The sequence below is a fragment of the Phreatobacter sp. genome, from assembly GCF_016793595.1.
In the GTDB taxonomy this organism is placed as follows: Bacteria; Pseudomonadota; Alphaproteobacteria; order Rhizobiales; family Phreatobacteraceae; genus Phreatobacter.
Map to the genome: position 1 here is coordinate 114,294 of NZ_JAEULY010000015.1, position 24,874 is coordinate 139,167.

Sequence of the window (24,874 nt, forward strand, 5' to 3'; positions counted from 1 at the left end):
GGGCGCCGGCACATTCGAACAGACAGGCGGAGGAGCCTCATGGCCCTGCGGATTTCCGGCAAGAACCTCGATATCGGCGAGGCGTTGCGTGATCGGATCGCAGGACGTGTCAGTGAGGCCGCAGGGCGATATCTCGACGGCAGAGTGACCGGCCACGTCACCGTGGAGAAGGAAGCGCACGGCTTCCGCTCGGTTGCGGCCCTCCACACCCCCACGGGCACGACCTTGCAGGCGGAGGCCTTCGCGGCCGATGCCTATGCGGCCTGCGATCTCGGTGTGGAGCGGATCGAAAAGCGTCTGCGGCGCTATTCCAAGCGACTGAAGGACCGCGCTGGCAATCTCGCCATGTCGGCGGTGGCCATGCCCTCCTATATCATCGAGGCGCCCGACGAGGCCGCAGGCGACGACGGTGCCGGCAGCTTCGAGCCGGTCATCATCGCGGAGCAGACGGCCAGCCTGCGCCGGATGACCGTGGCGGACGCCGTCATGGAACTGGATATGACCGGCGCTTCCGCCGTGGTTTTCCATCATGCGGTTCACGGGCGCGTGAATGTGGTGTACAGGCGCGCGGATGGGCATGTCGGGTGGGTGGACCCGCCGTCGCCGCCGAACGGGCCAGCCTGACGGACCGGCCGGCCGGGGGGCTGATCCCCCGTCATGGCACCGTCATTGCATGGACCCTATTGACGGCCGCGAACTGGCCCGCACTTTCCGAGAAGGCAGCCGATGCCGCTTCCAGACATTATAGCAGAAGGCGCGATCATCCCCGCCCTGCGTGCGGATTCGAAGAAGCAGCTCCTGCAGGCCCTGTCCGCCCGGGCCTCCGAACTCACGGGCCGCCCGGCCTCGGAAATCTTCGACACGCTGAGCGCGCGCGAAAGCCTCGGCTCCACCGGCGCCGGCAGCGGCATCGCCATTCCCCACGGCAAGCTGCCGAAACTGGCGCGGGTCACCGGCCTGTTCGCACGGCTGGAGAAGCCGGTTGATTTCGATTCCATTGACGGCCAGCCGGTGGACCTGGTCTTCGCGCTGCTCGCCCCCGAGGGCGCCGGCGCCGACCACCTGAAGGCGCTGTCGCGGATCGCCCGGCTCACCCGCGACCCCGGCAATGTCCAGAAGCTGCGCAGCGCCCGCGACGAGGCGAGCCTGCGCGCGCTGCTGGCGCAAGCGCCGACCCCTCACGCCGCGTGAGGCCGGGCCGCCTCGCGGCAGCGCTGGCGGTTGCGCTGGCCTGTATCGTCCCGGCGATGGCCTCCGAACCGCCGCGACGCATCGTCTCGCTCAACCTCTGCGCCGACCAGTTCGTGCTGGCGCTCGCCGACCGCGATCGGATCGTCGCCCTGTCGCGGCTCGCAACCGACCCCGCGATCTCGGCCGCCGCCGATGCGGCCAGAGGGCTGCCGCAGACAGGCGGCACCGCGGAGGAGGTGCTGTCGCTGAACCCCGACCTCGTTCTGGTCGGGCCGCTCGACCGGCTGGGCACGGCCCGGATCCTTGCCGCGCGGGGCTTCCGGGTCGAGCGCATGGCGCTGCCGGCGACATTCGCCGAGACCCAGGCCGAAATCCGCCGCATCGCCGCGCTGGTCGGCCATCCCGAACGCGGCGAAGCGCTGGCCGCGCGCCTCGACGCCCTGCCCCTGCAACTCGGCCGGATGCCGGCGGCACTGCCCTACGAGCGGCGCGGCTACGCGGCCGGTGCCGCCTCGCTGACCGGCGAGGTGCTGTCCCGGGCCGGCTTCCGCCATGCCGACCAGGGTTCGGCCGGGCTCGGCCGCTTCGTACCGCTGGAGGCGATCGTCGCCGCCCGCCCCGATGCGCTGGTGGTGAGCGAGACGGCCGCGCGCGCGGCCGATCACGGCTCTGCGCTGCTGCTGCATCCGGTCCTCGCCCGGCTCTTTCCGTCGGAGCGACGCGTCACCCTGCCGGCCGCGCTGACCGTCTGCCCGGGTCCGGCCCTGGCCGATGCCGTGGAGCATCTCGCCGAAGCGCGCCGACGGCTTCCCTAGATCGGACTGCTCACATTTCGATCAACTTCGGGCCTGCCATCATCTTGGCTTGCCGATCTGCGATCCCCAGCTAAGGTTTCACCTTCCGGTGCTGACGGGAGGGGGGCCGGGGAAGACAAGCGGAGTGCCTGTGGCCGATCTGATCGCCTTCGACGACTGCATCAAGCTCGTGCTGAGCCTCGATACGATGAAGCCGGCGCCCGGCCAGCCGCGCCGCCTCGATGGGCTGTTTCGCGACCTGTCGCGCTTCCGGCCGCACGAACCCGCCTATGAATTGCAGGATCTGATCTGGGCGATCTGGACCAATCACGAGGACGACTACGCCGACGAGGCGATGGAACAGGCGATCAACGCCATCGCTGCCAAGGACTATGACATCGCCCATCTCGTGCTCGATGCGCTGGTCGATGCCCGCCCCGAATGGTCGGAAGCCTGGAACAAGCGTGCGACGCTGCATTTCATCAGGGGCGACGATGCCTATGCGGTGTCCGACATCATGGAGACGCTGAGGCGCGAGCCGCGGCATTTCGGCGCGCTGTCCGGCTTCGCGCAGATCTGCCTGCGCCACGGCCGCGAGGCGGAGGCGCTGATCGCCTTCGAGGCGGCGCTGGCGGTCAATCCGCATCTCGAGGGCGTGGCCGCGCTGGTCGCCGAGATGCACGCCAATGGCGGGCGCGTCCTGCACTGACGCGTTTGCAAGCGAAGTAGACACCGGTTCGCGCGAGGAAAACGCGATCATGTAGGAATCCGGATCATTCCTGCGAAAGGCAGGAATGATCCGGGCGGGCTGCCGCAGCCATCGCGAACCCGATAGACGGATAGCCCCCTCCCCGCGGACCACCGTCTTGTCCTTCCTCGCGCTCATCCTGAAGGCGCTCACAACCGCCGTCATCGTCGTCGCCGCATCGCTGGTCGCCGAGCGGACGCGGCCGTTCCTCGCCGCCATGGTGCTGTCGCTGCCGGTCTCGACCGGGCCGGCCTATGTGCTGCTCGCGCTCGACCACGACGCGCCGTTCATCGCCGAAGCCTCGCTCGCAAGCCTTGCCGGCAATGTCGCCATCGTGCCGGCGGCGCTCGCCTATGCCGCGCTGGCGCGCCGCGGCTCGGGACTGATCCTGTCCTATGCCGGCCTGATCGCGGCGTGGATCGCCGCGATGCTGGTCGTCAGGGCCTTCGCGTGGACGACGACATCAGCCGTCGCGATCAACCTCGTCGTCTTCGCCGCCGCCATCGCGGCGACCTGGGGCTGGCGGACGGCCGCCACGCCGCCGCCCGCGCGCCGTCGCTGGTTCGATATTCCGCTGCGTGCCGCGATCGTCGTCGCGGTCGTCGTCTCGGTGATCCTCGTCTCGGAAAGCGTCGGCCCCTCCATCACCGGCTATGCCGCCCTGTTTCCGGCGAGCTATTCGAGCTTCATCCTGCTGATGCACCGGCGGCTCGGCGGGGCGGTCGTCGCGGCGGCCTTCATCAACGGGCTGATCATGCTGGTGGGATTCACCGCCTTCCTGCTGGCGATCCACCTCTTCGCGCGCGCGGGCTATGTGTGGACTGGCATCCTCGTCGGCCTCGCCTTGCCGATCCTGTGGTCGGCGGCGCTGCTCGCCTTCATCCGGTTCAGGCGCCCTTCGCGCGCCTAGCCTTGAGGGCGTAGAGCGCCTCCTGCGCCTCGCGCGGCGTCATGTCGTCGGGATCGAGACCATCGAGCAGGTCCAGCGCCGGGTCTGTCTTTGCGACCGGGGCCGGGCGCGGCGCGGCAGCGAAGAGCGGCAGATCGTCGACCATGCGCCTGACCGGCGCGGCGCGGTCGGTCGCTTCCAGCTCGGACAGGACCTGCCGTGCGCGCTCGACCACGGAGGGCGGCAGCCCCGCGAGCTTCGCCACCTGGATGCCGTAGGAACGGTCGGCCGCGCCGTCGGTCACCTCGTGCAGGAAGATCACGTCGCCCTGCCATTCCTTCACGCGCATTGTCGCGTTGTGGAGGCGCTTCAGCCGCTTCGACAGCGCCGTCAGCTCGTGGAAATGGGTGGCGAACAGCGAGCGGCAGCGGTTGGTCTCGTGGAGGTGTTCCACCGCCGCCCAGGCGATGGAGAGGCCGTCGAAAGTCGCCGTGCCGCGACCGATCTCGTCGAGGATGACGAGGGCGCGGGGACCGGACTGGTTGAGGATCGCCGCCGTCTCGACCATCTCGACCATGAAGGTCGAGCGTCCGCGCGCGAGATCGTCGGCCGCCCCGACACGCGAGAACAGCCGGTCCACCACGCCGATATGGGCCGAGGCCGCCGGCACGAAGGAACCCATCTGGGCCAGCACCGCGATCAGCGCGTTCTGGCGCAGGAAGGTGGATTTACCGGCCATGTTCGGGCCGGTGATCAGCCAGATGCGCCCACTGCCATTGCCCGCCTCGCTGCCCGAGAGGTCGCAGTCATTGGCGACGAAGGGGCCGCCTGAGCGCAGGGCCTGCTCGACCACGGGATGGCGACCCTGAGCAATGGCGAAGGCGTGCGAACCGTCGACCAGCGGGCGCGCGTAGGACTGCTCGACCGCGAGCGTCGCCAGCGCCGCGGCGACATCGACCACGGCGAGCGCGTCGGCCGCCGCCTTGATGGTCCCCGAGGCGGCGAGAACGGTGGCCGCGAGTTCGCCGAAAATCTCCAGCTCCAACCCCAGCGCCCGGTCGGCCGCGCCGGCAATCTTCGCCTCCAGCGCCCCGAGCTCGGTGGTCGTGAAGCGCATGGCGCCGGCCATGGTCTGGCGGTGGATATAGGTGCCGTTCAGCGGGGCTTTGAGAAACGCGTCGCCGTGCTGCTGGGAGACCTCGACGAAATAGCCGAGCACATTGTTGTGCTTGACCTTCAGCGTCCTGACGCCGGTCTCCTCGGCATAGCGCGCCTGAAGCGAGGCGATGACGCGCCGGCTCTCGTCGCGCAGCGCCCGCGTCTCGTCCAGCGCGGCGCTGTAGCCCGCGCGCGCGAAGCCGCCATCGCGCTTCATGAGCGGCAGGTCGTCGGCCAGCGCCGAGGCCAGCAGGGCGGCGACGGCGGGATCGGGCCTTGCCAGCCCTTCGGCGGCCTGCCGCAATTCTCCGGCGGCCGCGCCGGACACGAATTCGGCGAGGGCCGAGGCGGCGACCAGTCCCTGCCCGATGGCGGCGAGATCGCGCGGCCCGCCGCGATCCATGGCGATGCGGGTCAGTGCCCGCGCCATGTCGGGCGCAGCATCGAGATGGGCGCGGATGTCCGCGCGCAGCCCGGACCCGGCGACCAGCGCCGCCACCGCGTCGAGGCGCCTGTCGATGGCGGCCGGATCGGTCAGCGGATTGGCGAGCCGCCCGGAGAGCATGCGCGCGCCGGCCGCCGTCACCGTGCGGTCGATGGCGGAGAGGAGCGAGCCCTGCCGCTCGCCGCCGAGCGTGCGGACGAGTTCGAGATTGGCGCGGGTCGCCGCATCGATCAGCATGGCGACGCCGGCCGGCTCACGGACCGGCGGCGACAGCGGAGCGCGCGAGGCGATCTGCGTCCGCTCGACATAGGTGACGACGGCGGCGGCAGCGGTCGCCTCGAGCCGCGAGAAGGCGCCGAACCCGTCCAGCGTCTTGACGCCGAAATAGGCGGCCAGCCGGCGCTCGGCGGTCGCGCCATCGAACAGGTCGCGCGGGCTCGGCGAAACCGAACGGTAGCCGCGCCAGAAGTCGCCCCATTCGGTATCGGCGAACAGCGCGTCCGAGACGACGATCTCCTGCGGGTCGACGCGGGCGATCTCGGCGGCCAGCCGCGCGCCATCCGTCTCCGCGACGCGGAACTCGCCTGTGGAGATATCGACCCAGGCGAGGCCGAACCCATCCAAGCCCGCAGAGGAGGTCTTGGCGCGCGCGACGGCAAGCAGGTAATTCGAGCGCCGCGCCTCCAGCAGCGTGTCCTCGGTCAGCGTGCCGGGCGTGACGAGGCGCACGACGTCGCGCTTCACCACCGACTTGGAGCCGCGCTTCTTCGCCTCCGCCGGGTCCTCGACCTGCTCGCAGACCGCGACCTTGAAGCCGAGCTGGATGAGGCGGTTCAGGTAGTCGTTGGCGGCATGGACCGGCACGCCGGCCATGGGAATGTCCTCGCCGAGATGCTTGCCGCGCTTGGTCAGCGCGATGCCGAGCGCGCGCGAGGCGCGGACGGCGTCGTCGAAGAAAAGCTCGTAGAAATCGCCCATCCGGTAGAACAGCAGCGAGTCCGGATTGGCCGCCTTGATCTCGATATACTGCTCCATCAGCGGCGTGACGCGGCTGTCCGCCGGATTGGCGGCCTCCTCTGTCGCGGCTGGCGGGCGAAGCTGATGCATGGCCGGGACGCTGGCAGGTGCCTGCCGCGATTTCAACAGGGCGCGGCCGCCGCCCACAGGGTTTAGCCCCGAACTAGCCGAGGATACGGGCGAGATCGGCCTGCACGGCCTTCAGTTTCGGCAGCAGATCGCGCACCAGCAGATCCGGCGGGAAGCGCGTCGCCTGCGTGCCGACATTGATCGCCGCCAGCGTCCGGCCGCGAATGTCGAAGACAGGCACCGCGATCGAGGTCAGCCCGATCTCCAGCTCCTGGTCGATGATCGCGCGGCCGTCACGCCTGATGCCCTCAAGGAGGCGCATGATCGCGTCGGCATCGGTCACTGTCCTGCCGGTACGCGGCGCGCGCGGCATGGCCTCGATGCGCCGGCGCGCCTCCTCGTCCGGCAGCGCCGCCAGCAGCACGCGGCCCATGGAGGTGCAGAAGGCCGGCAGCCGCGCGCCGACCGACAGGCCAACCGACATGATCCGCCGGGTGGCGGCCCGCGCCACATAGACGATCTCGCTGCCGTCGAGGATCGAGGCCGACGAGCTCTCGCCGATCTCCTCCGAGAGCCGCTCCAGCGCGCTCTGGAGAATGGTCGTCAGCGGCGTCGAGGACAGATAGGCATAGCCGAGCCGGAGCACGCGCGGGGTCAGCGTGAACAGGCGGCCATCCGTCTCGGCATAGCCGATGCGCGCGAGGGTGATGAGGCAGCGCCGCGCGGTCGCGCGCGTGAGGCCCGTCATCCGCGCAATGTCGGCGATCGTCAGGCGCGGATGGCCGGCGTCGAAACAGGCGATGACGGCGAGGCCCTTTTCGAGGCCCAGCATGTGATCGCGGTCGATCTGCCGGAAGGGTTCTGCGGGCTGGTCCAAGGCGCGGCCTGTTGTGCGGTCACCGCACGTCGTTGTTCCCAACCTATTGGCGCGTTTCTGACCTGCGGGCAATGGCGAAGCCCTTTTCCTGTCCCGTTCCGCAGTGCAAACTCGGCTGGTCGTTCCCCCTTGGAATTCCGTCCGCATGTCTCTCCGCATCCTCGTCGTCGAAGGCAACAACGCGGCCGACCGCGCCCGGCATGCTAAAAACCGCGGCGCGACGCCGTCCGAGGCCTATGCGGAGGTACTGAGGGATCTCGCACCGGATGCGGTCGTCGACCTCTGCTTTCCGGCCGACCCCGGCGCCAACCTGCCCGATTCCGGCGGCCTTGCCGGCTATGACGCGGTGGCGCTGACCGGCTCGTCGCTGAACATCTACGACATGACGCCGGAGATCACCGCGCAGATCGACCTCGCCCGGCAGGTCTTCGCATCGGGCACGCCGGTCTTCGGCTCCTGCTGGGGCCTGCAGATCCTGACGACGGCGGCCGGCGGGGTGGTTCGCCGCAATCCGAGGGGCCGCGAGATGGGCTTCGCCCGCAAGATCGTGCCGAACGAGGCCGGCCGCGCCCATGCCATGCTTGCTGGCCGGCCGGCGGCCTTCGACGCGCCGGCCATCCATCAGGACGAGGTCGAGACCATGGCGCCCGGCACCACGCTGCTCGCCTCCAACGGCATGAGCGAGGTGCAGGCGGTGGAGATCCGGGTCGGCAAGGCCACCGCCTGGGCGGTGCAGTACCACCCGGAATTCTCGTTCGGCGAGGTCGCCGCCATCGGCGGCGCGCTGGGCACGAGGCTGATCGAGGAAGGCTTCTTCCGCACCATGGACGAACTTGGCCGCTGGCGCGCCGACCTCGACGCGCTCGATACCGATCCGGCCGACGCGGCGGTCGCCTGGCGGCACGGTTTCGACACCGAACTGACCGAAGAGGGCCGCCGCCGGCTCGAGCTGTCGAACTGGATCGCCGCGCGGGTGCGGCCCGAGAAGAGCGCGCGAGGCCGTGCATGACCGACCTACCAGTGGCCGAAACGCCTTCGGGCACGCGCGCCCAATTGCGGCTCGACACGGCATCGTGGCCGGTGCGCGCGGCGCAGGGGATCAGGGAGACGCTCGGCTACGGCATCGGCTACGCGCTGCCGTTCTATTTCGCGCGATCCGCGAAGCCCGTCGATCCCGAGCCGCTCTGGCGCCTGATCACCACGCGGCAACCGGCACCCGTCCAATCATTGATCGACGCCTGGCCGCCGGGGCCACGCCGCGAGCGCATCTTGCGGCGCTTCCTGGAGCCGTCCCACGCCGAAGGGATCGAGTATCACTACGACGTCTCCAACGACTTCTACGCCCTGTTCCTCGACCGGCGCTTCATGTTCTACACCTGCGCCGATTTCAACGCGCCCGGCGAGACGATCGAGGACGCGCAGCTCAACAAGGCCAACCACATCCTCTCGCTGCTCGACCCGAAACCCGGCGAGAGGATCATCGAACTCGGCTGCGGCTGGGGTTCGATGATGAAGCACATCCACGCCCATACCGGCGATTCCGAGAACCTGTCCGGACTGACGCTCTCGCATGACCAGCTCGCCTATGTGCGCGGCACGCTCGGGCTGAACGCCGAGCTCGGCGACTTCATCACCCGCGACTACGGCACCGAGACCTACGACAAGATCTATTCGATCGGCTCGTTCGAGCACATCAAGCCGGACGAGGTGCTGCCGCTCTACAAGCGGCTGCATGCGGCGTTGAAGCCGGGCGGGCGGGCCGTGTTCCACTTCTTCTCGCTGAACGGCACTGATCGCTGGCCGGCGGCGATGGTGGCGGCGCAGGCCTATTTTCCAGGCTCGACGCTGTCGCTGCATCAAGATCATCTCGACTGGGCGGGGGAGGCCGGCTTCCGTCTCGTCCATGATTCCCGGCACGACTACCGGCCGACGCTGCGCGCCTGGTTCGACCGGCTGGCGGAGAACCGCGACAAGGCCCACGCGCTGGTCGGCGTGCCGGTGACCAACAAATACCTCGTGTTCTTCGCGGCCTCGTGGACGCTGTTCGACCTCGGCAAGGCGACGTTGCATCGCCTCGTCCTGATGAAGGACTGAGCGTCCATAGCGTTTTCGAGCGAAGTGGACACCGGTTCGCGTGAAGAAAACGCGGCAATGCGAGATTGCTACCGGAACAGCCGCTCGAAGAAACCGTTGCCGTTGCCCGCCGGCGGGCGGATCACATCGCCGGGATTCTCGGTGCCGCCCGGCCGCTGGGCCGTGCGCTGCGGCTGCGGCTGCGGCTGCCGCTGCTCGATGCGCGACATGGTCATCGGCTGGTCGAGGCCCTCGCCCGGCAGGATGCGGCCCGGCGCGTCGAAGGAGCGCCAGTTGCCCGGCAGGTCGACGACCTGCTGGCCGCGATGGGCCTCCGCCATGGCGCGGTTCCAGACCTCGACGGGCAGTCCGCCGCCGGTCAGCCGGCGGGTCGGCGTGCCGTCGTCGTTGCCGAGCCATACGCCGGCGACGAAGCGGCCGGTATAGCCGACGAACCAGGCGTCGCGGAATTCCTGGCTGGTGCCGGTCTTGCCCGCGACGATCCAGCCCGGCAGGCGCACGGTGCGCGCGGTGCCCGACACGGTCGTCTGGTTCATCATCGCGTTCATCATGGCGACGTGGCGGGGCTCCACCACCTGCCCATTGTTCATCGGCCGGCGCTGGAACAGCACGCGGCCGTTGGTCGTACGGATCTTGGTGATGAGGTGCGGGATGACGCCGATGCCGCCATTGGCGAAGGGCGCGTAGGCGCCGACCAGTTCGAGCAGGTTCACCTCCGACGTGCCGAGCGAGATCGACGGGTTCGCCGCCAGCGCCGAGCCGACCCCGAGCTTCTGTGCCGTGCGCACGACTGACCGGGGACCGACTTCCTGCCCCAGCCGCACGGCCACCGTGTTGAGCGAGGAGGCGAGCGCCGTGGTCAGCGAGACGTCACCGCGATAGTCGCGCGTGTAGTTTTCCGGCCGCCACCCCGCGATCTGAACAGGCGCGTCCGAACGCACCGTGTCGGGGGTGAGGCCGCGCTCCAGCGCCGCCAGATAGACGAAGGGCTTGAAGGCCGATCCCGGCTGGCGACGGGCCGCCGTCGCACGGTTGAACTGGCTCTGCGAATAGTCGCGGCCGCCAACGAGGGCGCGCACCGCGCCGTCCGTGTCGAGCACCACCACAGCGCCCTGCCCGACGCCATAGCGCTGGCCGCCGCGCGCCAGCGTCTCGACAAGGGCGGATTCGGCCGCCTGCTGCACCGGGCCGACGATGGTCGTCTCGACCACGAGGTCCGTCTCGACCTTGCCGACATAGTCGTCGATCAGGTCCATGACCCAGTCTGCGACGTAGTTGATCGAACCGCCGGGAACGGCGCGACTGGCGACGGCCGGGTTGTCGCGCGCGGCGCGCGCCTGCGCCTCGGTGATGTAGCCCTGCTCGGCCATGGCCGCGAGAACGAGCTTGGCCCGCTCCTGCGCTTCCTGCGGATTGCGCGTCGGCGCGAGCCGCGAGGGCGCCTTGACGAGGCCGGCGATGACCGCTGATTCCTGCAGGGTCAGGGCGGTCGCGGGCTTGTCGTAATAGCGGCGGGCGGCCGCCTCGATGCCATAGGCGCCGGCGCCGAAATAGACGCGGTTGAGGTAGAGTTCGAGGATCTGGTCCTTGGAATAATTGTGCTCCAGCCAGAGCGCCAGCAGCGCCTCCTGCACCTTGCGACCGAGCGTCCGGTCGGGGGTCAGAAACAGATTCTTGGCGAGTTGCTGCGACAGGGTGGAGCCGCCCTGATGCATGCCCCTGCGGGTCAGGTTGGTGAAAACCGCGCGGCCGAGGCCGACCACGTCGAGGCCGAAATGCGAGTAGAAGCGCCGGTCCTCGATGGCGATCAGCGCCTGGGACACGTGGCGCGGCAGGCTGCGAAGCTGGATGGCCGCGCCGCCGGTGTCACCGCGATTGGCGAGTTCGGCGCCGTCGGCCGCGACGATGGCGATGTTCGGCGGCCGGGGCGGCACCTGCAGTGAATGGGTCGGCGGCAGATGCGCGGCGTACCAGGCGATGACGCCGGCCACGATGATGCCCGCCCAGATCGAGGCGGTCAGGCCCCAGATGAACAGGGTGCCGAGAATGCCGCGCCGCTTCCTGCCGCGCGGGCGCTCGTCGCGCCCCCGCTTCGATCCACGACGTCGCTCGGCCTTCGCCACCTCGACCTCCGGCTCCCGTTCCACCCTGCGCGGTTTCGGTGCGGGACGGTCCGGCTCGGCGATACGCACGGAGGGCCGGTCATCGGGCCCCGCGCGCAGGTCCATGCCCCCGCGCGCCGTCCCGAAGCTCGGCTCGATCCTCTCATTGCGCCCGCGGCGGCCCTTCGCCATCCGTCCCGTCAGCCCCTTTGCACCCTATGCCTGCTGTCTCCGGGGTAATCCCGGCGCAATGAAGGGGGGGTTAAGGCAATTCTGCGAGACGGCGTTCATTTCCGGTCAGGGTTAACGGCTCGCGCCGGCGATCAGCGCGCCTCCTCCTCCAGCACCTGCATCAGCACCTTGCGGATCGCCGCCTGTCGCTGCGCCGTCTGGATCTTCGCGCCCATCAGGTCGGTGACGTAGAACACGTCCACCGCCCGCTCGCCGAAGGTCGCGACATAGGCCGAGGCGATATTGAGGCTGTGGCGGGACAGCGCCGCCGTCAGGTCGTGGAGAAGGCCCGGCCGGTCGAGACCGGACACCTCGATGACCGTGTAGCGGGTCGACCAGGTGTTGTTGATGGCAACTTCCGGCGCGATGCGGAAAGTGCGCGAGCGCTGGCGGCTGGACGATTTCCTGGCGACCGCCGCCACGGCCTCGCCGACCTTCATCTCGCCGCGCAGCGCCTTCTCGATGCCGTCCGCGATGCGCCGCGCCCGGCGCTCCTCGTCCTCGTCGCGATCGAATCCGCGCGTGATCGAGATGGTGTCGACGGCCAGTCCGTCGGTCGTCGTGTAGATTTGCGCGCCGATGATGTTCGCGCCCGCGGCCGCGCACGCGCCCGCGATGATCGACAAAAGCCTCGGATGGTCGGGCGCGAGCACGGTGAGGTGCGTCACGCCCTGGCCGTTGAGCAGGTCGACGCGCGTCGCAAGCGACTTGCCGGCGGCCTCGGTCTCGAGAAGGAAGCGGGCATGCTCGATCTTGGTGGCGAGATCGACCTTCAGCCAGTACGCGGCATAGTGGCGGCCGATATAGGTCTCCAGCGCGTCACCAGCCAGGTTCGCGAGCTTGTCCGGCGCGGCGCGGCGGAATTCCTCCTGCGCCATCTCCACCCGGCGCGAGCGGTTCACCTCGGAGAAGCCGCCGGTCACAACCGGCTCGGTCTCGTAATAGAGGGTCTTGAGCAACTGGCTTTTCCAGCCGTTCCAGACGCCGGGCCCGACCGCCATGATGTCGGCCGAGGTCAGGATCAGCAGCAGCTTCATCCGCTCGAGCGACTGCACGACGCCGGCGAACATCTCGATGGTCTTGCGTTCGCCGAGATCGCGCGACTGCGCGATGGTCGACATGACCAGATGCTGCTCGACCAGCCAGGAGACCAGTTCCGTTTCGGCGGCGTTGAGACCGAAGCGCGGGCACAGGCGGCGCGCCACCTTGGCGCCGGCCACCGAATGGTCCTCCGGCCGGCCCTTGGCGATATCGTGCAGGAACAGCGCGACGTAGAGCAGGTCGCGGTTGCGCGGCTGGATGGTCTTCACGAGATCGGCGGCAAGGCCGAGATTGGGATCGCCGCCGCGCTCGATCTGCTGGAGCATGCCGATGCAGCGCAGGAGATGCTCGTCCACCGTGTAGTGGTGGTACATGTTGAACTGCATCATCGCCACGACGCGGCCGAAATCCGGCACGAAGCGGCCGAGCAGGCCCGCCTCGTTCATGCGCCGCAGCACGATTTCCGGCGTGTTGGCGGAGGTCAGGATCGAGACGAAGAGCTGGTTCGCCGTCGGGTCATGCCGCAACGTGTCGTCCACCAGCTTCAGCGACCTGGTCAGCAGCCGCATCGCGTCCGGATGGAAGGCCAGATTGTAGCGGTCGGCGAGCCAGAACATGCGGATCATGTTGACGGGATCGCGCGTGAAGGCTTCCTCGTCCGCGACCGTGATCCGGTCGTGGTCGATCTGGAAGTCCGTGCTTTCCTTGAACCCGCGCCGCGATTTCGGACGCAGTTTCGCGATGAAGCGGTCGAGCACGGGCGCCGGCTTCTCGTGCCGCTCCTCCAGTTCCGCGCAGAGAATGGCGGTGAGGTCGCCGACGTCCTTCGCGATCAGGAAGTAGTGTTTCATGAAGCGCTCGACATCGACCAGGCCGTTATGGTCGCGATAGCCGAGGCGGGGCGCCAGTTCGCGCTGAAGATCGAAGGACAGGCGCTCCTCGGGCCGCCCGGTCAGGAAGTGCAGGTGGCAGCGCACGGTCCACAGGAACTTCTCGCAGCGGCGAAACATCTGCGCCTCGCGCCGCGTGAAAACGCCCTTCTTCGCCAGTTCCTCGTCGGTCTTCACCCGGTAGGCGTAGCGCGCGATCCAGAACAGCGTGTGGAGGTCGCGCAAGCCGCCCTTGCCATCCTTGACGTTGGGTTCGACGAGATAGCGCGACTGGCCGGTCTTGCGGTGCCGCTCGTCGCGCTCGGCGAGCTTGGCGGCGACGAATTCCGGCACCGTGCCCTTCACCACCTCGGCGTCGAAACGGCTCTCCAGCTCATCGAAGAGCTGGCGGTCGCCGAGAATGTAGCGGGTCTCGAGGATGGCGGTGCGGATGGTGAAATCGGCGCGCGCCTGGCGGATGCACTCGTCCACCGAACGCGTGGCGTGGCCAACCTTCAGCCCCATGTCCCACAGGCAATAGAGCATGGCCTCGGCGACGCTCTCGCCCCAGGCGGTCTGCTTATAGGGCAGCAGGAACAGGAGATCGATGTCCGAGCCCGGCGCCAGCATGCCGCGCCCGTAGCCGCCAGTCGCGACCACGGTCATGCGCTCGCCGGACGACGGATTGTCGGAGGGGTAGAGCTGCCCGCAGATCCAGACGAACAGCGCGCGGATCACCTCGTCCTGAAAGTCGGAGAGCGCCTCGGCGCAGGCGCGCCCGTCGGCCGTCTCGATCAGCCGCGCCTCGGCCTTGCCGCGCGCCTCGGCCAGTTCCTTTTTCAACGCTTGCACGACGGCGCCGCGCGCAGCCTGCGTGTCGCCCGCCCTCACCCGGATGCCGGAGAGCAGCTCGCCAAGGTCGGCGGGATCGATGAGCGGCGCGCGGGTGGCTGCGCGGCCATGGGCTCGGGCTTCGGTTACGGTCGAATCCATCGGGCTCGTCGTTCGGCGTGATCGGTGGCCGCGGACCATACGCGCAACGCCCGGCGGATGCGAGATGTCGAGAGCGGGCATGACGCGCGCGCCGCCGGCCTGTAAGCAGGGGCCCGGAGCCCGCCATGACCTATCAGACCGACCCGCGCGCCTTCCTGATCTCGCTCGGCCATGCCGCGATCAAGGCCGCCCTGCCCGACCGGATCGCCGAACATCTGCCCGACGTCCCGGAAGGCAGAACCGTGGTGGTCGGCGCTGGCAAGGCGGCGGCCAGCATGGCGGCGGCCTTCGAGAAGCTGTGGCCGGCACCGCTGGAAGGCACGGTCGTCACCCGCTACGGCCATGCCGTGCCGACCTCGCGCGTCGAGGTGCTGGAGGCTTCGCATCCCGTTCCGGACGAAGCCGGCCTCATCGCGAGCCGGCGCATCCTCTCGCGGCTGGAGGGCCTCACGGACAGGGATCTCGTGGTGGCGCTGATCTCCGGCGGCGGCTCGGCCTTGCTCGCCCTGCCCGCCGGCGACCTCACGCTCGACGATCTCAAGGCGGTCAATTCGGCGCTTCTCGCGTCCGGCGCCGATATCGGCCAGATGAACTGCGTCAGGAAGCACGTTTCCGCCATTGCCGGCGGACGCCTCGCGGCGGCGGCCCATCCCGCCGGGATCGTCACCATCGCCATTTCGGACGTGCCCGGCGACGATCCCGCGGTCATCGCCTCCGGCCCGACCGTTCCCGACCCGACGACGCGCGAGGACGCGCTCGCCGTCGTCGCGCGCTACCGCATGCAGCTGCCAGAGGCGGTCATGCGTCATCTCGAAAACGCCGCCTGCGAAAGCCCGAAACCCGGCCACCCCGCCTTCGCGCGCGGCACCGACGTCAGGCTGATCGCCCGCCCCGTCGAGAGCCTGCGGGCCGCCGCGGCCATTGCCGAGAAGGCCGGCCTGCCGACCCTCGTGCTCGGCGACACGATCGAGGGCGAGGCGCGCGACGTGGCGCAGGTTCACGCCGCCCTTGCCCGCAGCGTGCTGGATCACGGCCTGCCGGCCCGGCCGCCCTTGCTGATCCTCTCCGGCGGCGAGACGACGGTGGCCCTGCCGAAGGGCGGCGACTATGGGCGCGGCGGCCGCAACTCGGAATTCGCCCTCGCCTTTGGCGTCGCCATCCAGGGCTTCCCCCCGGAAATGCGCGCGCGCATCCATGCGCTCGCCATCGACACGGACGGCATCGACGGCATCGAATCCAATGCGGGCGCCATCATCACACCCGGCATGTTCGCGGCCGCCGAGACGCTGGGGCTGTCGCCGCGCGCCTTTCTCGACCGCCATGACGGTTTCGGTTTCTTCGCGGCCGTCGACGGGCTGGTGGTCACCGGGCCGACCCATACCAACGTCAATGATTTCCGCGCGATCCTGATCGCATAGGGATTGCAAACGATTGACTCCGGCGCCCGGCGTCGCCATCCATGACCCGGGCGACGGCTGCGCGAAACCCGCGCCAGATCAAGCGGACAAGGCATGGATCGACGATCGCGGATTTTGCCCGCCCTGTTCCTCGCTTTGGCCGCGATGCTCGCGCCGGCTGCGTCCGAGGCACAGCAGCGCACCCGTCTCGTCATCTACACGGCCTCGGAGGTCGATCAGCTCTCGGCGCTGAAGGCGGCGATCGAAGCCGACCACCCGGACGTCGAGGTGGCGTGGGTGCGGGATTCGACAGGCGTGATCACCGCCCGCCTCATCGCCGAGCGCGACACGCCGCGCGCCGACATGATCTTCGGCATCGTCACGTCGAGCCTCCTGGCTCTCGAACGGATGAACGTGCTGGAGCCCTATATGCCGAAGGGCGTCGACCAGCTCAAAGCCCAGTTCCGCGACCCCAACGATCCCTATAGCTGGACCGGCCTCGACGCTTTCGTCGTCGCCGTCTGCTTCAACACGAACGAGGCGCGGCGCCTGTCCATCGCGCGGCCCGAGCGGTGGCAGGACCTGGCAGGGCCGCAGTTCCGGAACCGGATCGTCATGCCGCATCCGGCTTCGTCCGGCACGGGCTTCCTGCTGGTGTCCAACTGGATTCAGGTCATGGGCGAGGATGCCGCCTGGCAGTTCATGGAAAAACTGCATCGCAACGTGGCGCTCTACACCCATTCGGGCAGCGCGCCCTGCGTGCAGGCGGCGCGTGGCGAGCGGCTCGTCGGCCTCAGCTTCGACATGCGCGCGGCGCGCGAAAAGGCGCTGGGCGCGCCGGTGGACGTGATCATCCCGGAAGAGGGCGTCGGCTGGGAAATGGGCGGCATGGCCATCGTTCGCGGCCGGCCGGCCGCGCAGACCGACGCGGCCAGACGGATCTCGGACTGGGCGATCGGTCCCAAGGCCAACGAGCTGTTCGCGCGATTCTACGGGATCGTCGCCCGGCATGGCTTCGGCTCGCCGCCGCACTATCCGCGCGAGGCGGAGAGCCGCATGACGCCGAGCAATTCCGAATGGATGGCGGAGAATCGCGACCGCGTCCTGGCGGAGTGGACCCGTCGTTTCGACAATCCCCTGACGAACCGGAACTGACTGGCCAAAAGGAAAGGGCCGCCTCGCGGCGGCCCTCCATTCGGCTTTCGGTTGCGCGAGACGCGCCGCCGATCAGTTGCTGGCGGTCACGCCGGCGGCGCGGATGACCGGCGTCCACTTGGCGATCTCGGCTTCGAGAAAGGCGCGCAGGCCCGCGGGCGTCGCGAGGCTGGCCTCGGGAAGGTCAGCGCCAAGCTCGGTCAGGCGAGCCTTGACGTTCGGATCGGCGAGGGCCGTACGCAGCGCCTCGTTCAACTTGGCGATCACCGGCTCCGGCGTGCCCTTCGGGGCGAGCATGGCGTTCCAGACCACCACCTGATAGGCGGGCAGGCCGGCTTCGGCCGTGGTCGGAACATCCGGAAGCGCGGCGTTGCGGGTCTGCTGGGCGACCGCGAATGCCTTGATCGTGCCAGCGCGAACCTGCGGGGCGACGTTGACCACCTGGTCGCAGAGATAGTCGACCTGACCGGCGACGAGGTCGTTCATGGCCGGGCCGGTGCCGCGATAGGGCACGCTCTGCGGCTTCACGCCGATGATCGCATGCAGCAGGAGGCAGGTCGTGTGGCTGACCGAGCCGATGCCGGCATGGGCGTTGTTGGCGGTGCGCTCGTTGGCCTTCAGCCAGGCGACGAACTCCGCGAGGGTGTTCGGCGGCAGCGTCTTCTTGGCGGTGAGCAGGATGGCGTTGGTGTTGACGAGGCCGATCGGCGAGAAGTCGTTGACCGGGTGATAGCGCAGGTTCGGATAGAGCGCGACGGACGCGGCATGGGTGCCGGTATGGCCGATCATGATCGTGTGGCCGTCCGGCTGGGCCGTGGTCAGACGGGTCGAACCCGTGGTGCCGCCCGCGCCGGCGACGTTCTCGATCACGATGGCCTGGCCGAGCGCCTTCGACATGGACTCGGCGACGATGCGCGCGACGACATCGGTCGGACCGCCGGCGGCGAAGGGAATGATCATGGTCACGGGGCGCGACGGGAAGGTCTGCGCGGCGGCGGGCAGCGTGCCGGCGACAAGCGCTGCGGCGGCTGCGACAAGGAGATGGCGTTTGTGCATGAGCGTCCTCTGTCGTTGTACGCGGTAACTCCGACGGGCGTTCTTGCCGGCCCTGTCGTCGGAATGTCGGCATACCTAATGTTCTCCTTCATGGATACAAGAACCTCTCAGGACCCGGCCCGGAGGCGCTTCATGGTTGATTCAGATGGTGCTGGAGTACTTTTTCCGGGCTTCCGCAGCCTCGACGTGCCGACCAGCGGAACCACGATCCGGGTGCGGACCGGAGGCTCCGGCCCCGCGCTGCTCCTGCTTCACGGCTATCCGCAGACCCATGTGCTCTGGCACAAGGTCGCGCCGCGCCTCGCCGAGCGCTTCACCATCGTCGCCGCGGACCTGCGCGGCTACGGCGACAGCGGCAAGCCGGCGACCACCGACGACCACGCGCCCTATTCCAAGCGCGCCATGGCGCAGGACATGGCCGAGGTGATGACCGCCCTCGGCCACGACACCTTCTTTCTCTGCGGCCATGACCGTGGTGCGCGCGTCTCCCATCGCCTCGCGCTGGACCATGCCGCGCGCGTGCGCCGCCTCGCCGTGCTGGACATCGCGCCGACACGGGAGATGTACCGCGACACGACGGACCTGTTCGCCCGGCTCTACTGGCACTGGTTCTTCCTGATCACGCCGGCGCCCTTCCCGGAGCGGATGATCCGTTCCGACCCCGACGCCTACTGGCTGAAGAAATGCGGCTCCGGCTCGGCCGGCCTTCAGCCCTTCACCGAGGAGGCCCTGCACGAATATCTGCGCTGTTTCCGCAACCCCGACACGATCCATGCGAGCTGCGAGGACTATCGCGCCGCCGCGACGATCGACATCGCCCATGATGATGCCGACGGGGGTCGCAAGGTCGAGTGCCCCATGCTCGTGCTATGGGGGCAGAACGGCGTGATCGAGAAGTGCTTCGATGCCCTCGCGCTGTGGCGCGAGCGGGCGAGCGACGTCAGCGGCCACGCGCTGCCGGCCGGGCACTATCTCGCCGAGGAAGTGCCCGAGCTCGTCGCGGACGAACTCGAGCGGTTCTTCGTCTGAGCCTCAGTTGCCGGCGACGACGCCCGCCGCCTTGATGACCGGCGTCCACTTGTCGACCTCGGCGCGGACATGGGCGCCGAGCGCCTCCGGCGTCTGGCCGGCGGCATCCGGGATTTCGCAGCCGAGCTCCAGCAGCCGCTTGCGGACGCTTTCATCGGCAAGGGCGGCGCGGCCGGCGGCATTCAGCCTGTCGACGATCTCGCGCGGCGTGCCCTTGGGCGCGAACATGGCGTTCCAGCCGACCACCTGGAAGGCCGCAAGGCCGCCTTCGGCGCTGGTCGGCACGTCCTGCGCCACAGCGAGGCGCGAGGGGGTCGCGACGACGTAGGTCTTCAGGTTCGAGAGCTGCGGCACGATGGTGACAGTCTGGTCGCAGACATAGTCGAGCTGCTTGCCGAGCAGCGCCGCAAGCGCCGGACCCGAGCCGCGGAACGGCACATGCTGGACCGGCGCGCCGACGAGGTGATGGAAGAACACGCAGGTCAGGTGCGAGGTCGAGCCGACGCCGCCATGTCCGTAATTGTAACGAGAAGGATTGGCGCGGATCAGCGCGATCATCTCCTGCAGCGTGTTGGCCGGGAAGTCCTTGTGGGCCGCGATCATCATCGGCGTGCCCGAGGCGTTCATGATCGGCTCGAAATCGGTGCGCGGGTCGTAGGCAAGGTTGGGGTAGAGACCGACCGAGGCCGAATGGGTGCCCATATTGCCCATGATGATCGTGTAGCCGTCCGGCGTCGCGCGGGCGGCCCTGAGCGATCCGGTCGTGCCACCGGCGCCAGCGACATTCTCCACCACGATGGACTGGCCGAGCGTGCGCGACATGTGCTCCGCGACGATGCGCGCGATGATGTCCGTGGTGCCGCCGGCGGCGAAGGGAACGATCATGGTGATCGGGCGGGCCGGGTAGGTCTGGGCGGCGGCCGGCGCTACGAGACCGGCGGCAAGCGATGCGCCCATCAGGGCGAGGGTAGGCAGCAATCGTTTCATCGTTTCCTCCAATCGTTTGCAACGCCGCATGGCCTGCGGCTGGTTTTGTTGGGCCGCCCGCGCGGGCGACCGTCAGAAATGCTTCAGGCCAAGACTTTCCAGAAGCGGGATCAGTTCGGACTGCGTGCGCAGGCGATGGCCGCGCGCCGCCGCATGAGCCGCCGAAGGATCGCCGGCCCGGATCGCGACAATGATGCTCCGGTGGTCCGCGATCGATTGCGGCAACTCGCCGCGCAGGCGCAGGGTGAGCATGCGCGCGCGGTGCATCTGGTCGTTGACGGTCTGGACGATGCGCGCGATGCGGCCGTTGCGCGCGCCCTCGATCAGAGCGCGGTGGAAGGCGGCATCCGCCTGCCCCCAGGCGGTGAGGTCGCCAGAGGCGAAGGCGGCCTCCATGTCGGCGGTGCGGTGTTCGAGCGTGTCGGCGATCACCTGGCGGTCCGCCTCCGGCAGAGCAGCGACAAGCTCGGCCGCACGGCCCTCGATGGCGACGATGACGTCGTAGATCTCGCGGATGTCGTCAGGCGCCAGCGCGCAAATCAGGATGCCGCGCTTCGGCACGATGCGGACGAGGCCCTCCTCCTGCAACTTCAGCGACGCCTCGTGGACGGGCGTGCGGCTCATGCCGAGCCGGAGCGCGATCTCCTGCGCCGAGGCCTGATAGCCGGGCGCGAAAGTGCTCTCGCGGATCGCTTCCTTCATCGCGGCATAGGCGTCATCGACGAGCGAAGGACGCCGGTCGCCGGTCGCCGCGGCTGACGCCGTCCGTGCCATGACAATCTCCCTGAGCTGTTGATATCAACTTCCATGGAAGATGCAATGGAATGATTGACACAGCCGCGCCGCTCGGCCATGGGACTGCATCACGCCCCCGTCACTCCAGCGACAAGCGGACCCCATGAAGACCTATCGGATCGCGTCCATTCCGGGAGACGGCATCGGAACGGAGGTCATCGATGCCGGCGTCGAGGTGCTGGAGGCGCTCGCGGCGCGCGAACAGTTCGCCGTCGCCTTCGACCGCTTCGACTGGGGCGGCGAGTACTACAAGAGGCACGGCCGGATGATGCCGGAAGATGGCCGCGAGCAGATCAAGGGCCACGACGCGATCCTGTTTGGCTCCGCCGGCCATCCCGACATTCCCGACCACATCACGCTCTGGGGCCTGCGGCTCGCGATCTGCCAGCCCTTCGACCAGTACGCCAACGTGCGCCCGACCCGCATCCTGCCGGGCATCACCTCGCCGCTGCGCCATGTCTCGGGACCGGAGCTCGACTGGGTGATCGTGCGGGAGAATTCCGAGGGCGAATATTCAGGCGTCGGCGGCCGCGTCCATCAGGGCCTGCCGATCGAGGCCGCGACCGATGTCTCGATCATGACCCGTGCGGGCGTCGTCCGGATCATGCGCTTCGCGTTCAGGCTGGCGCAGAGCCGGCCGCGCAAGCAGCTCACCGTTGTCACCAAGTCCAACGCCCAGCGTTACGCCATGGTGATGTGGGACGAGGTCGCGGCCGAAGTCGCCAGGGAGTTCCCGGACGTGACCTGGGACAAGGCCATCGTCGACGCCATGACCATGCGCATGACGCTGAAGCCGGAGACTATCGACACGGTCGTCGCGACCAACCTGCACGCCGACATCCTGTCGGACCTCGCGGCGGCGCTCGCCGGCTCGCTCGGTATCGCGCCGACCGCCAACCTCAATCCGGAGCGCGAATTCCCCTCGATGTTCGAGCCGATCCACGGCTCGGCCTTCGACATCATGGGCAAGGGCATCGCCAACCCGGTCGGCACGTTCTGGTCGGCCTCGATGATGCTCGACCATCTCGGCGAGGCAAAGGCGGCGGCCCGGCTGATGCGCGCCATCGAGCGCGTCACGGCGGACAAGAACCTTCACACGCCCGACCTCGGCGGCAAGGCGACGACCCGGCAGGTGACCGATGCCGTCATCGCTGCGATCCGCGCCGACAACGAATAGGCGCTATCATGCACGACCTCGCGCATGATGGAGGCGATCCTGGCTGAACCCTTCCTGAGCCGCATCGGACGCAGGATCGCGCCGCCGCGCTTTCTCCTGTTCGCGGCGATTTTCGTGCTCGTTGCCGCCTGCGGCAGCCTCTGGTTCATCGACAAGCGGATCGCACTACTGGTTGGGTTCGATGCAGCCGCGGTCGCCTTCTTCCTGTCCGCGCTGCCGCTGCTCAACGACAGCCCCGGTCAGATGCGGACCACAGCGCAGGCGAACGACGCCAATCGCGGTGCTCTGCTCGCCATCACCGCGCTGCTTTCGGTCGTGATCCTGTTCGCGGTCGGCACGCTCATCGCCAACAAGCCAGCGCTCGACTGGCATGGCGTCGGCCTGATCGTCGCGACGCTGGCGCTGTCGTGGTGTTTCGCCAACACCATCTTCGCCCTGCATTACGCGCATCTCTTCTATCTCGAGGGCAGCAGCGGCGATCGCGGCGGCCTCCAGGTGCCCGGCACACAGCATCCGAACTACTGGGACTTCCTCTATTTCAGCTTCACGCTCGGCATGACCTTCCAGACATCGGATATCGCGATCAGCGGCACGCATCTGCGCCGTGTGGTGCTGGGGCATTCCATGATCGCCTTCCTGTTCAACATGGGCATTCTGGCCTTCACGGTGAACGCGCTTGGCGGCCTGTAGGAAGGGGCGGCCAAGAGCATGGCGGCCCTCGCCGAAACGCGCGCGTCAAGCAGGTGACGGGGCCTGAATTGGATGTCATTCAGGCCGGCAACGACGACATCGAACGGATTTTCAGGAGAGGCAGATGGCCCGCTCTAACACCTACAAACTCGCCGTCATTCCCGGCGACGGCATCGGCACGGAGGTGATGCCGGAGGGCATCCGCGCGCTGGAGGCCGCGGCGAAGAAATACCGTTTCTCGGTCGATCTCGACCATCACGACTTCTCGTCCTGGAACTACTACGAGAAGCACGGCCGCATGATGCCGGAAGACTGGAAGGCGAAGATCGGCGGTTCCGACGCCATCTTCTTCGGCGCGGTCGGCATGCCCGACAAGATTCCCGACCACATCTCGCTCTGGGGCTCGCTGCTGCTGATGCGCCGCGAGTTCGACCAGTATGTGAACCTCAGGCCCGTGAAGCTGATGCCGGGCGTGCCGGCGCCGCTGGCAAACCGCAAGCCCGGCGACATCGACTTCTTCGTCGTTCGCGAGAACACCGAGGGCGAATATTCCTCCATCGGCGGGCGCATGTTCCCCGGCACCGAGCGCGAATTCGTCGTGCAGGAGACCGTCATGACGCGCATCGGCGTCGACCGCATCCTGAAATACGCCTTCGAACTCGCCATGAAGCGGCCGCGCCGGAAGCTGACCAGCGCCACCAAGTCCAACGGCATCTCGATCTCGATGCCCTACTGGGACGAGCGCGTCGCCGAGATGACCAAGGCCTATCCCGATGTCGCGGTGAACCAGTTCCACATCGACATCCTCACCGCCCATTTCGTGCTCAACCCTGACAAGTTCGACGTGGTGGTCGCCTCGAACCTGTTCGGCGACATCCTCTCGGACCTCGGCCCGGCCTGCACTGGCACGATCGGCATCGCGCCGTCGGGCAATATCAACCCCGACCGCAAGTTCCCCTCGCTATTCGAGCCGGTCCACGGCTCGGCGCCGGACATTGCCGGCAAGGGCATCGCCAATCCGGTGGGGCAGATCTGGTCGGCGGCGATGATGCTCGACCATCTCGGCGAGCCGGAAGCGGCGGCCGCCATCGTGCGCGCCATCGAGGAGGTTCTCGCCAAGGCCGACTACCGGACCCGCGACCTCGGAGGCAAGGCCGACACCATTGCCTGCGGCAAGGCGATTGCCGACGCGATCGCCTGACGCTCCTTCCCGAAGCAGGCCCCGCGCGCGCGTCGCCCTGCGGCCGGCGCATGGGGCCTTGCCGGATTCGCTGCTGACAACATGTCGCAGTGGCGTTATGACGCACCTTGTGACTGGCATGGGCATCCGCCCCTGCCGATCGGGGGCGTTGGCGCATGGACAGCATCTTCTGGATCGGGCTGCTCGAGGTCGTCTGGATCAACATCATCCTGTCCGGCGACAATGCGGTGGTCATCGCGCTCGCCTGCAAGGACCTGCCCGACCGCCAGCGGCTGATCGGCATGATCATGGGCGCCGGCGTCGCGATCCTGCTGCGCGTCGTCTTCACGCTGATGGTCGCGACCCTTCTGGACCTGCCGTTCCTGCGCCTTGCCGGCGGCGCCCTGCTGGTCTGGATCGCCATCAAGCTGGTGACCGACGAGGCCGGCGACGACGATCACATCCGCTCCTCCGACCAGCTGTGGTACGCGGTCCGCACGGTGGCGATCGCCGATGCGGTGATGAGCCTCGACAACGTGCTCGCCATCGCGGCTGTCGCGCGCGACAGCCGCTTCATGCTGGTCCTCGGCCTCATCATCTCGATCCCGCTGATCGTTGCCGGCGCGTCGCTGATCATGAAGCTGCTGGAGAGATTGCCGATCCTGGTCTGGGCGGGCGCGGCCCTGCTCGGCTGGCTGGCCGGCGACATGATGCTGAACGACCCGGTGGTGAAGCGCGCCATCGGCATCGACGCGGTGCACCGTTTCGAACTGCCGACGGAGGTGATCGGCGCGCTGTTCGTCATCGGCGTCGCCTACCTGATCAGACGCGCGAGACCGGCCGCCGCGGCCTAGCCATTTTTGCGGGGAGCGTCAGGCTGCCGCTGCTGA

21 protein-coding genes are annotated in these 24,874 nt (G+C 68.5%); 14 read left to right on the forward strand and 7 right to left on the reverse strand.

The window, feature by feature from the left end; genetic code table 11:
• Positions 1–39: 39 nt before the first annotated feature.
• The 5 genes from hpf to JNK84_RS15515 all read left to right on the forward strand — a co-directional run bounded on the left by hpf (position 40) and on the right by JNK84_RS15515 (position 3,643).
• Positions 40–624, forward strand: coding sequence for a ribosome hibernation-promoting factor, HPF/YfiA family (hpf, locus tag JNK84_RS15495; RefSeq protein ID WP_293425409.1), 585 nt, complete (start codon positions 40–42; stop codon positions 622–624).
• A 102-nt stretch (positions 625–726) separates the two neighbouring features.
• Positions 727–1,191, forward strand: coding sequence for a PTS IIA-like nitrogen regulatory protein PtsN (gene ptsN, locus JNK84_RS15500; protein ID WP_293425410.1), 465 nt, complete (start codon positions 727–729; stop codon positions 1,189–1,191).
• Positions 1,188–2,006: an ABC transporter substrate-binding protein gene (locus JNK84_RS15505; protein ID WP_293425412.1), complete on the forward strand. Its 819-nt coding sequence runs from the start codon at positions 1,188–1,190 to the stop codon at positions 2,004–2,006. The genes ptsN and JNK84_RS15505 overlap by 4 nt, the downstream gene beginning before the upstream one ends.
• A gap of 130 nt (positions 2,007–2,136) precedes the next feature.
• A complete protein-coding gene (locus tag JNK84_RS15510) occupies positions 2,137–2,694 on the forward strand; it encodes a tetratricopeptide repeat protein (protein ID WP_293425414.1) in 558 nt (185 codons plus the stop codon).
• Positions 2,695–2,851: 157 nt separating this feature from the next.
• Complete coding sequence (locus JNK84_RS15515) at positions 2,852–3,643, forward strand: hypothetical protein (protein ID WP_293425415.1); 792 nt, start codon at positions 2,852–2,854, stop codon at positions 3,641–3,643.
• Here the strand turns inward: JNK84_RS15515 and mutS are convergent.
• The gene (mutS, locus tag JNK84_RS15520) at positions 3,621–6,332 is read right to left on the reverse strand and encodes a DNA mismatch repair protein MutS (RefSeq protein ID WP_293425417.1); all 2,712 of its coding nucleotides are present in this window, start codon (positions 6,330–6,332) and stop codon (positions 3,621–3,623) included. The two genes, JNK84_RS15515 and mutS, sit on opposite strands and share 23 nt — an antisense overlap.
• A gap of 73 nt (positions 6,333–6,405) precedes the next feature.
• Positions 6,406–7,143 (reverse strand): IclR family transcriptional regulator domain-containing protein, encoded by a 738-nt coding sequence (locus JNK84_RS15525; protein WP_441343262.1) that lies wholly within the window; start codon positions 7,141–7,143, stop codon positions 6,406–6,408.
• A gap of 190 nt (positions 7,144–7,333) precedes the next feature.
• Here JNK84_RS15525 and JNK84_RS15530 point away from each other — a divergent pair, with 190 nt between their 5' ends.
• Positions 7,334–8,197 (forward strand): type 1 glutamine amidotransferase, encoded by an 864-nt coding sequence (locus tag JNK84_RS15530; RefSeq protein ID WP_293425421.1) that lies wholly within the window; start codon positions 7,334–7,336, stop codon positions 8,195–8,197.
• Entirely contained in the window at positions 8,194–9,282 is a 1,089-nt protein-coding gene (locus JNK84_RS15535) for a class I SAM-dependent methyltransferase (protein ID WP_293425422.1), read from the forward strand. The genes JNK84_RS15530 and JNK84_RS15535 overlap by 4 nt, the downstream gene beginning before the upstream one ends.
• 68 nt (positions 9,283–9,350) lie before the next feature.
• On the opposite strand, the gene JNK84_RS15540 is transcribed toward JNK84_RS15535, so the two are convergent.
• Positions 9,351–11,576, reverse strand: a complete 2,226-nt coding sequence (locus JNK84_RS15540; protein WP_293425424.1) for a transglycosylase domain-containing protein — start codon at positions 11,574–11,576, stop codon at positions 9,351–9,353.
• Positions 11,577–11,707: 131 nt separating this feature from the next.
• Positions 11,708–14,518: a [protein-PII] uridylyltransferase gene (locus tag JNK84_RS15545; RefSeq protein ID WP_293425426.1), complete on the reverse strand. Its 2,811-nt coding sequence runs from the start codon at positions 14,516–14,518 to the stop codon at positions 11,708–11,710.
• A gap of 125 nt (positions 14,519–14,643) precedes the next feature.
• Between JNK84_RS15545 and JNK84_RS15550 the strand changes: the two genes are divergently transcribed.
• Entirely contained in the window at positions 14,644–15,936 is a 1,293-nt protein-coding gene (locus JNK84_RS15550) for a glycerate kinase type-2 family protein (protein ID WP_293425428.1), read from the forward strand.
• A 93-nt stretch (positions 15,937–16,029) separates the two neighbouring features.
• A complete protein-coding gene (locus JNK84_RS15555; protein ID WP_293425429.1) occupies positions 16,030–17,070 on the forward strand; it encodes a putative 2-aminoethylphosphonate ABC transporter substrate-binding protein in 1,041 nt (346 codons plus the stop codon).
• Between the two features lie 72 nt (positions 17,071–17,142).
• Here JNK84_RS15555 and JNK84_RS15560 read toward each other — a convergent pair whose 3' ends face one another.
• On the reverse strand, positions 17,143–18,126 hold the full coding sequence (locus JNK84_RS15560) for a tripartite tricarboxylate transporter substrate-binding protein (protein WP_293425431.1): 984 nt from the start codon (positions 18,124–18,126) through the stop codon (positions 17,143–17,145).
• Positions 18,127–18,258: 132 nt separating this feature from the next.
• Here JNK84_RS15560 and JNK84_RS15565 point away from each other — a divergent pair, with 132 nt between their 5' ends.
• Positions 18,259–19,155, forward strand: a complete 897-nt coding sequence (locus JNK84_RS15565) for an alpha/beta fold hydrolase (RefSeq protein WP_293425433.1) — start codon at positions 18,259–18,261, stop codon at positions 19,153–19,155.
• Positions 19,156–19,158: 3 nt separating this feature from the next.
• Here the strand turns inward: JNK84_RS15565 and JNK84_RS15570 are convergent, their stop codons facing one another.
• On the reverse strand, positions 19,159–20,142 hold the full coding sequence (locus JNK84_RS15570; protein WP_293425435.1) for a tripartite tricarboxylate transporter substrate-binding protein: 984 nt from the start codon (positions 20,140–20,142) through the stop codon (positions 19,159–19,161).
• A 72-nt stretch (positions 20,143–20,214) separates the two neighbouring features.
• A complete protein-coding gene (locus JNK84_RS15575; RefSeq protein WP_293425437.1) occupies positions 20,215–20,916 on the reverse strand; it encodes a GntR family transcriptional regulator in 702 nt (233 codons plus the stop codon).
• Between the two features lie 124 nt (positions 20,917–21,040).
• On the opposite strand from JNK84_RS15575, the gene JNK84_RS15580 reads away from it, so the two are divergent.
• The 4 genes from JNK84_RS15580 (at position 21,041) to JNK84_RS15595 (ending at position 24,838) form a co-directional block, all read left to right on the forward strand.
• A complete protein-coding gene (locus JNK84_RS15580) occupies positions 21,041–22,114 on the forward strand; it encodes a tartrate dehydrogenase (protein WP_293425439.1) in 1,074 nt (357 codons plus the stop codon).
• Positions 22,115–22,138: 24 nt separating this feature from the next.
• A complete protein-coding gene (locus JNK84_RS15585) occupies positions 22,139–22,804 on the forward strand; it encodes a DUF1345 domain-containing protein (RefSeq protein WP_293425441.1) in 666 nt (221 codons plus the stop codon).
• Between the two features lie 124 nt (positions 22,805–22,928).
• Entirely contained in the window at positions 22,929–24,005 is a 1,077-nt protein-coding gene (locus JNK84_RS15590; RefSeq protein WP_293425443.1) for a tartrate dehydrogenase, read from the forward strand.
• Between the two features lie 155 nt (positions 24,006–24,160).
• Positions 24,161–24,838: a TerC family protein gene (locus tag JNK84_RS15595; protein ID WP_293425445.1), complete on the forward strand. Its 678-nt coding sequence runs from the start codon at positions 24,161–24,163 to the stop codon at positions 24,836–24,838.
• The last annotated feature ends 36 nt before the right edge of the window (positions 24,839–24,874 follow it).